This is a genomic window from Mesorhizobium sp. M4B.F.Ca.ET.017.02.2.1, from assembly GCF_003998955.1.
Lineage (GTDB): Bacteria > Pseudomonadota > Alphaproteobacteria > Rhizobiales > Rhizobiaceae > Mesorhizobium > Mesorhizobium abyssinicae.
Genome location: NZ_RZOF01000306.1, coordinates 1 through 7,627, shown reverse-complemented (window position 1 = coordinate 7,627; position 7,627 = coordinate 1). Strand labels below are relative to the sequence as shown.

General features: G+C 64.2%; 7 protein-coding genes. 2 read left to right on the top strand and 5 right to left on the bottom strand.

The genetic code is table 11. The features are described from left to right. Both EN738_RS27020 and mazG read left to right on the top strand, forming a co-directional pair. The coding region (locus EN738_RS27020; RefSeq protein ID WP_127286361.1) for an aminotransferase class I/II-fold pyridoxal phosphate-dependent enzyme at positions 1–384 on the top strand (384 nt) is incomplete at its 5' end. 84 nt (positions 385–468) lie between these two features. Next, positions 469–1,293 (top strand): nucleoside triphosphate pyrophosphohydrolase, encoded by an 825-nt coding sequence (gene mazG / locus EN738_RS27015; RefSeq protein WP_127286360.1) that lies wholly within the window; start codon positions 469–471, stop codon positions 1,291–1,293. A gap of 6 nt (positions 1,294–1,299) precedes the next feature. Here the strand turns inward: mazG and hflX are convergent, their stop codons facing one another. The 5 genes from hflX to EN738_RS26990 all read right to left on the bottom strand — a co-directional run. Further along, on the bottom strand, positions 1,300–2,688 hold the full coding sequence (gene hflX, locus EN738_RS27010) for a GTPase HflX (protein WP_127286359.1): 1,389 nt from the start codon (positions 2,686–2,688) through the stop codon (positions 1,300–1,302). After that, positions 2,689–2,934 (bottom strand): RNA chaperone Hfq, encoded by a 246-nt coding sequence (hfq, locus tag EN738_RS27005; RefSeq protein WP_006202172.1) that lies wholly within the window; start codon positions 2,932–2,934, stop codon positions 2,689–2,691. 143 nt (positions 2,935–3,077) lie between these two features. Beyond that, positions 3,078–3,941, bottom strand: a complete 864-nt coding sequence (locus tag EN738_RS27000; protein ID WP_127286358.1) for a D-amino-acid transaminase — start codon at positions 3,939–3,941, stop codon at positions 3,078–3,080. Positions 3,942–4,041: 100 nt separating this feature from the next. Beyond that, positions 4,042–5,403, bottom strand: coding sequence for a sigma-54 dependent transcriptional regulator (locus EN738_RS26995; protein ID WP_127286357.1), 1,362 nt, complete (start codon positions 5,401–5,403; stop codon positions 4,042–4,044). Continuing rightward, positions 5,393–7,627: PAS domain-containing sensor histidine kinase (locus EN738_RS26990; protein WP_245494736.1), on the bottom strand; the 2,235-nt coding region annotated here is incomplete at its 5' end. The genes EN738_RS26995 and EN738_RS26990, both read right to left, overlap by 11 nt.

The following is a 7,627-nucleotide window of genomic DNA, read 5'->3' as shown; positions in this document are numbered from 1 at the left end:
GCGATGAGCCAGATGCTGTCGGCGGCGCGTGCCATGTATTCGATGCCGCCGGACCATGCCGCTGCAGCGGTGCGCATCGTGCTGGAAGACGACGGCCTGCGCGCCGACTGGCAGGCGGAGCTCGAGGAGATGCGGTTGCGCATGCTGCGCCTGCGCGTCGCCTTCGCCGAGGCGCTGCGCCGGCAGTCCAATTCCGACCGCTTCGACTTCGTCGCCAGCCATCGCGGCATGTTCTCGCGCCTCGGCCTTTCGGAAGCACAGGTCGAGCGGCTGCGCACCGAGCACGCCGTCTATATGGTCGGCGACAGCCGCATCAACGTGGCCGGCCTGCCCGAGGACGGGATGGACGCGCTCGCCAAGGCGATTGTCTCGGTGCTCGACTGACGAGGTCCGCGCAGCTGTGGACAAACAGCGTTCGTCAGGCGACAGCATTGGTCGCCCGCCCGGCGTCGCGATAGGGTTTGCCGCATGAAGCCCTCCAAAGACATCGCACGGCTGATCGAGATCATGGCGGCGTTGCGCGCGCCGAAGACCGGTTGTCCCTGGGATATCGAGCAGAATTTCTCGACCATCGCGCCCTACACGATCGAGGAAGCCTACGAGGTGGCCGACGCCATCGCGCGCGGCGATCTCGACGATCTGCGCGAGGAGCTCGGCGACCTGCTGCTGCAGGTTGTCTACCACGCGCAAATGGCTGAAGAGGCTGATGAATTCGCCTTTGGCGATGTCGTTGAGGCCATCACCACCAAGATGATCCGCCGCCATCCGCATGTCTTCGGCGACGAGGAGGCGCGCAGCGCCGGCATGGCCAAGGGCATGTGGGAAAAGATCAAGGCGGTGGAGAAGGCGGAGAAGCGAAGCGCGCGCCTGGCGCGCGGGCTTGACCCGGAAGACAACGGCAAAGGGTTCCTCGACAGCGTGCCGGTCGCCCTGCCCGCGTTGACCCGAGCGCTGAAGCTGCAGGAAAAAGCCGCTCGCGTCGGCTTCGACTGGAGCGAGGCGGCCCCCATTCTCGATAAGATCGAGGAGGAGATCGGCGAACTGCGCGAGGCTTTGGCCAAGGGCGACGCAGCACCGATCAAGGACGAGTTCGGCGACATGCTGTTTGCCATCGTCAATCTCGGCCGCCACCTCAAGCTCGATGCCGAGGCAGCACTCAGCGGCACCAATGAGAAATTCCGCACCCGCTTCCACTATGTCGAGCGAGCGCTGGAAGCCTCCGGCAACACGTTGGAAAAGGCGACGCTGGATGAGATGGAAGCGCTCTGGCAGCAGGCCAAGGGCGCGAAATAACCAGGCTTAACCGTTGTTCTTACGGTGCAATCGGCTCTCGATCTCTTGCCGTGCGCTGTGCGTGGCATTGAGCGAAATGGTGACGCTGCCATCCTCATTGTCGACCCGCGAAACGACGTCGCCGTTGCGGTAGATCCAGTCGACAAGGCCAAACTGGGCCGGCGTCAGCGTCAGCGTTGTCGTTTCCAGCTCACCCGACATCCTGGTTTCGATAAGCGCCTTCAGTGCATCGATGCCCTCGCCGGTGACCGCCGATATGGCGACTGGTGGCGCCTTGGTGGCGGCGCCATCGGCCAGCAGCCGCTCCTGGTTGCCCTCGTCGAGCAGGTCGATCTTGTTCCAGACCTCGATCACGCGCTTGGCGTCACTGGCATCGACGCCAAGATCGGCAAGGATGCGCTCGACATCCTCGGCCTGCGCCGCCGTATCGGGGTCTGAGATGTCGCGCAGGTGGATGACGAGGTCGGCTTCGACCACCTCTTCCAGCGTCGCCCGGAAGGCGGCAACCAAATGCGTCGGCAGGTCCGAGATGAAGCCGACCGTATCGGACAGGATGACCGGCGTGCCATGCGGCAGGCGCACGCGGCGCAGCGTCGGGTCGAGCGTGGCGAACAGCATGTCCTCGGCCAGCACCCCAGCTCCGGTCAGCTTGTTGAACAGCGTCGACTTTCCGGCATTGGTGTAGCCGACGATCGCCACCACCGGGAATGGCACCTTCTTGCGCTTGGCGCGGTGCAGGTCGCGGGTGCGGCGAACCGTCTCCAGCTCATGCTTGAGCTTGATGATCTTTTCCTGCAACTGCCGCCGGTCGGATTCGATCTGCGTTTCGCCGGGACCGCCAAGGAAGCCGGCGCCGCCGCGCTGACGCTCGAGGTGGGTCCAGCTCCGCACAAGGCGGCCCTTCTGGTAGTTGAGATGCGCAAGCTCGACCTGCAGCGTGCCTTCCTTGGTGCGGGCGCGCTCGCCGAAAATCTCCAGGATCAGCCCGGTGCGGTCGAGCACCTTGGCGTTGAATTCCTTCTCGAGATTGCGTTGCTGCACCGGCGTCAGCGGATGGTCTACGATGACCAGTTCCGCGTGGCGCTCCTTCACGATATCGGCGAATTCCGCCACCTTGCCACTGCCGAGCAAGGTCGCCGGGCGCGGATCGGTGACGGTGACCACGGCCGTGTGAACCGGATCGAGGTCGATGGCGCCGGCGAGGCCGACCGCTTCGTCGTGGCGGGCCTCGGCGGAGCGCGTCAGGCGCGGCCGGTTGGTTTCGTCCTCGCCGCGCGGCTGGCGAGCGAGCACGGGCACAATGACGACTGCCCGGGTCGGAGCTTTGTCTTCCGGCCTCAGCTGGTGCGCTGGTTTTCCGCGGACGCTGCGGTCCGCGTCTTTCTCACGTGCCAATCAGGCGCCCTGGCTTTCCTCGCCATCGAACATCTGAACCGGCTGGCTCGGCATGATCGTGGAAATGGCGTGCTTGTAGACAAGCTGGGAATGCCCGTCACGCCGCAACAACACACAAAAATTGTCGAACGAGGTGACCACGCCGGTCAGCTTGACGCCGTTGATGAGGAAGATGGTGAGTGGATTTTTGCTCTTGCGAACTGAATTCAGGAACAGGTCCTGAAGGTTTTGCGATCGTTCCGCCATTGTTTTTGTCTTTCGCCGATCCCCTTCGGTTTGCAGCCAATGCGCCAATTTATCCGGCACATGTCAAGCGCGCAAACACCCTCTTGCCGTCAAATAACGACAAGCAGAACGAGATATTGATTTTCATTCCATCTGTGCGGTTATCAGGCCGGACTTTTTTCCGCAACGTCAAAAAATGCCTGACGCAACGAAAGTGTTACGGAACCGGGGTGGCCATTGGCCACCGGAGCGCCGTCGATTGCCACGATCGGCATGGCGATCGTGGTCGCGGAGCTGATGAAGGCCTCGCGCGCCGCCTTGGCCTCGGTGACCGAAAATTTGCGCTCTTCGATCTTCACGCCGAGCTTGGCGGCAACATCGAACAGCGTCGTACGGGTAATGCCGCGCAGGATCCCGTGCTCGGCCGGCCGCGTCACCAGAACGCCATCGCCGGTGACGATCCAGGCGTTGGAGGAGCCGCCCTCGGTGACCATGCCGTCGCCGTCGACGAACCAGGCTTCCTGGGCGTCGGCCTCCTTGGCCTTCTGCTTGGCCAGCACATTGGGCAGCAGCCCGGTGCTCTTGATGTCGACCCGATCCCAGCGGTTCTCCGGCACGGTGATGACCTTGATGCCGGTCTCGGCTCGCTTGATCGCGGCGGCAGGATCGGCCTTCCTGGCGGTCACCACCAGCGACGGCCTTGTGCCGGGCGCCGGAAAGACGAAGTCACGGCTGGCGACGCCGCGCGTCACCTGGACATAGACCAGGCCGTTGACGACGTGGTTGCGGCGCACCACCTCGCGCAGAATGAGAGGCAGCACGGCCTGCGTCACCGGCCAATCGATCGACAGTTCGCTCAGCGAGCGGTTCAGGCGGCCGAGATGGCGCGGCATGTCGACGATGAAGCCGCGCGCCACCTCGCAGACCTCATAGACGCCGTCGGCGAACTGATAGCCGCGATCCTCGATATGCACGGAAGCGTCGGCATGGGCGACATAGCGCCCGTTCACATAGGCAATGCGCGGCATGGATCACCCCTGGGGACTTTCGGTTTGTTTAAGCGATTCCGCCGCGGCCGTAACCGGCAATCGGCCGGCCGGGAGCCGCTGGACCAACAACAGGCCGTTGTCAGACGCCCAGCGACTTCAGCTTGCGGTGCAGAGCGGAGCGCTCCATGCCAATGAATTCGGCGGTTTTCGAGATGTTGCCGCCGAAGCGGTTGATCTGGGCGATCAGATAGTCCTTCTCGAACTGTTCGCGCGCCTCGCGCAGCGGCAGCGCCATGATGTGCTGGTCCGACTGGTTGGGCGTGCGCGGCATGACGTCGCCGATCTCCGACGGCAGCAGATCGGCGGTGATCGGCGCGTCGACATCCTCGCCCCGGGCCAGGATCATCAGCCGTTCGACATTGTTGCGCAACTGCCGGACATTGCCGGGCCAGTTGTGGGCCTGCAGCACCGCCAGCGCATCGTCGCCGATGCGGCGCGGCTTGATGCCGGCCTGGCGGGCGATCTGCTTCATGAAATTGTCGACCAGATAGGGGATGTCCTCGCGCCGCTCGGCCAAGCCCGGTACCGCGACCGGAACCACCGCCAGGCGGTGGTAGAGGTCTTCGCGGAAACGGCCGTCGGCGATCATTGCCTCCAGGTTCTGCGAGGTGGACGAGATGATGCGGACGTCGACCTTGACCCTCTTGGTGCCCCCTACCCGCTCGAACTGCTGCTCGACCAGCACGCGCAGGATCTTGTTCTGCGTCTCGCGCGGCATGTCGGCGACTTCGTCGATGTAGAGGATGCCGCGATGCGCCTCCTCCAGCGCGCCGACCTTGCGCTCGGTGCCGTTCGATTCTGTGCCGAACAGCTCGATCTCCATACGCTCCGGCGTGATGGTGGCCGCGCTCAAGGTGACGAACGGAGCGGCTTTGCGCGTCGACAGCGCGTGGATGGCGCGCGCGGCCAGTTCCTTGCCGGAACCGGACGGGCCGATGATCATGATGCGGCTGTTGGTCGGCGCGACGCGCTCGATGGTCTGGCGCAACTGGCTCATCGCCGACGACATGCCGATCAGATCGAAGGTCTCGCCGCTGCGTTGCTTGAGGTCCGACACCTCGCGTCTCAGTTTCGAGGTTTCGAGCGCGCGCTCGGCGATAAGGATCAGACGGTCGGCCTTGAACGGCTTCTCGATGAAGTCATAGGCGCCGCGGCGGATGGCCGAAACCGCCGTTTCAATATTGCCGTGGCCGGAAATCATCACCACCGGCAGGTTCGGATGCATCGTCTTGATCTCGTCCAGCAGGGCCAGACCGTCGAGACGCGAGCCCTGCAGCCAGATGTCGAGGAAGATCAGCCTCGGCGCGCGATCGGCAATCGCCGCCAGCGCGCTGTCGGCGTCGAACGCCGTGCGGGTTTCGTGACCTTCGTCGCTCAGGATGCCTGCGACGAGTTCGCGGATGTCTTCCTCGTCATCGACGATGAGAATATCAGACGCCATTACCGACCTTTTCAGTTTCTCTTTGGTGTTCCGTTCGGCCTTCGTCGCGTGGCGGCGCGGCGGCGACCGTCGCCGGCGGCAGGATGATCGAGATCATCGCGCCTCGGCCGCCGTGGAAATCCGCCGGCGCATCATGCAGTTCAAGCCGGCCGCCATGGTCCTCCACGATCTTCTTGACGATAGCGAGGCCAAGACCGGTGCCTTTTTCCCGCGTCGTCATGTAGGGCTCGAGCAGCCTTTGGCGATTTTCGCGCGGCAGCCCTCTGCCATTGTCGATGACATCGATTCTGATGGCGCCATTCTGGCGCCCGGCTTGAATCCGGATTGTGCCGTCCGAACGATCTTTTGCATCAAGTCCGTCAATGGCCTCGGCGGCGTTCTTGATGACGTTGCCGAACGCCTGCGCCATCAGCCGGCTGTCGAAAGTGCCCTTCAGCGGTTCGCCGCCGAAATCGCGCTCGAAGGCGATGTCGGAGCGACTGACCTCGACGAGGAACGATGCCTCGCGCAGCGATTCGCGCAGGTCGATGGCCTTCATTTCCGGCTTCGGCATGCGCGCGAAGGCGGAGAATTCGTCGACCATGCGGCCGATATCCTCGACCTGCCGGATGATCGTGTCGGTGCACTGGTCGAAGACCTCGCGATCCTCGGTGATGACTTTGCCGTAGCGGCGCTTTATGCGCTCAGCCGAAAGCTGGATCGGCGTCAGCGGGTTCTTGATCTCGTGGGCGATACGCCTCGCCACATCGGCCCAGGCCGACGAGCGCTGCGCCTGGACCAGGTCGGTGATGTCGTCGACCGTCACGACGTAGGATTTCTCCTCCGAACCGTCGTCGCCGGCCTCGATGGTGATCTGGACGTTGAAAGTCCGCTCGGCGCCGGTGCGGTAGAAGGTCACCTGCTCGCGATAGACCGGCTTGCCCGACTTGCGACCGATTTCGAAGACGCGGCCGACATGCGGCAGCACGGCGGACAGGTTCTGCCCGAGTGCGGCGCTGGCCGAGATCGCCAGCATGGTCTCGGCCGAGCGGTTGACGATGGTGACGATGCCGTAGGGATCGACGCCGATGACGCCGGCGGTGACGCCCGCCAGCACCGCTTCCGAGAAGCGGCGGCGCTCGTCGATCAGGTCCTTGGCGGAGAGAAGCTCGTTGCGCTGCGATTTGAGCTCGAGGATCATGTTGTTGAAGGTGTCGCCGAGCGAGGCGACGTCGCCGTCGGAGAGCCTGACCGGCACGGCGACATCGAGATTGCCGGTAGCGACCTCGTCGGCGGCGCCGATCAGCTGGCGGATCGGCCGCACCAGCCGGTCGGCAACGGCGATGCCGGTCCAGATCGCCGACAGGATGACGATCAGCGTCAGCGACAGATAGGGCAGCGCGAAAGCGACCTGCGAGGTGCGGCGGTTGTCCTGCAGGTTGCGGTATTCGTCGGTGTTCGACCTGACGATCTGGCGCGCCTTGATCACATCGGGATCGACCAGGCGGATTGTGTAGAGGTAAAGCCCGTCGATCTCGCGCAGCTTGACGATAGCGCCCATGATGTTGCGGGTGCGCGGCTCGATCAGCACCGGCTTGCCGTCGGCGGCGGTCTCCACAGCGCCGGGTGGGGGCTCCGGCATGGCGAAGTCGGCGTCGGTCTTGGCGCTCATCACGAAGGAGCCGTCGGGCTTGATCAGCGCCGCATGCGCAAGCGAACGGCCAACCGCTTCCTTGTTCATCAGATCGAGGAAGCCCGTGCGGTCGAGGCCATAGAGCGTGCGCGAGGCATCGAGGTCATAGGCCATCGACAGCGTCGTGCCCTGCAGGTTGCGCGCGTTCTCCTGGACATAGGCGTCGGCGATCGACAGCGACGAATTGACGATCGTCTTGGTGCGGATCTCGAACCAGCGGTCGAGGCCGATGTCGAGCGTGATCGAGGCGATGATGGCCACCATGATGGCGGGAATGGCGGCGACCAGCGCGAACATCGCCACGATGCGCACATGCAGCCGCGACGCCGCCTTGCCGTGCTTGCGCGCCATCACAATACGGTGAACCTCGCGGCCGATAAGCGCGATCAGGAACAGGACGAAGACGGCATTGAGCGCGATCAGCGCCAGCGTGGCCCTTGCGTCAGGCGTGATCGGCGTGGCGCCGACGAGAATCGCAAAGGAGATCGCCGCCGTGATCAACGCGCCGGCAATCGCCGTCACGCCAGGCAGCGCCAGCAGCCGGCGCCTGTC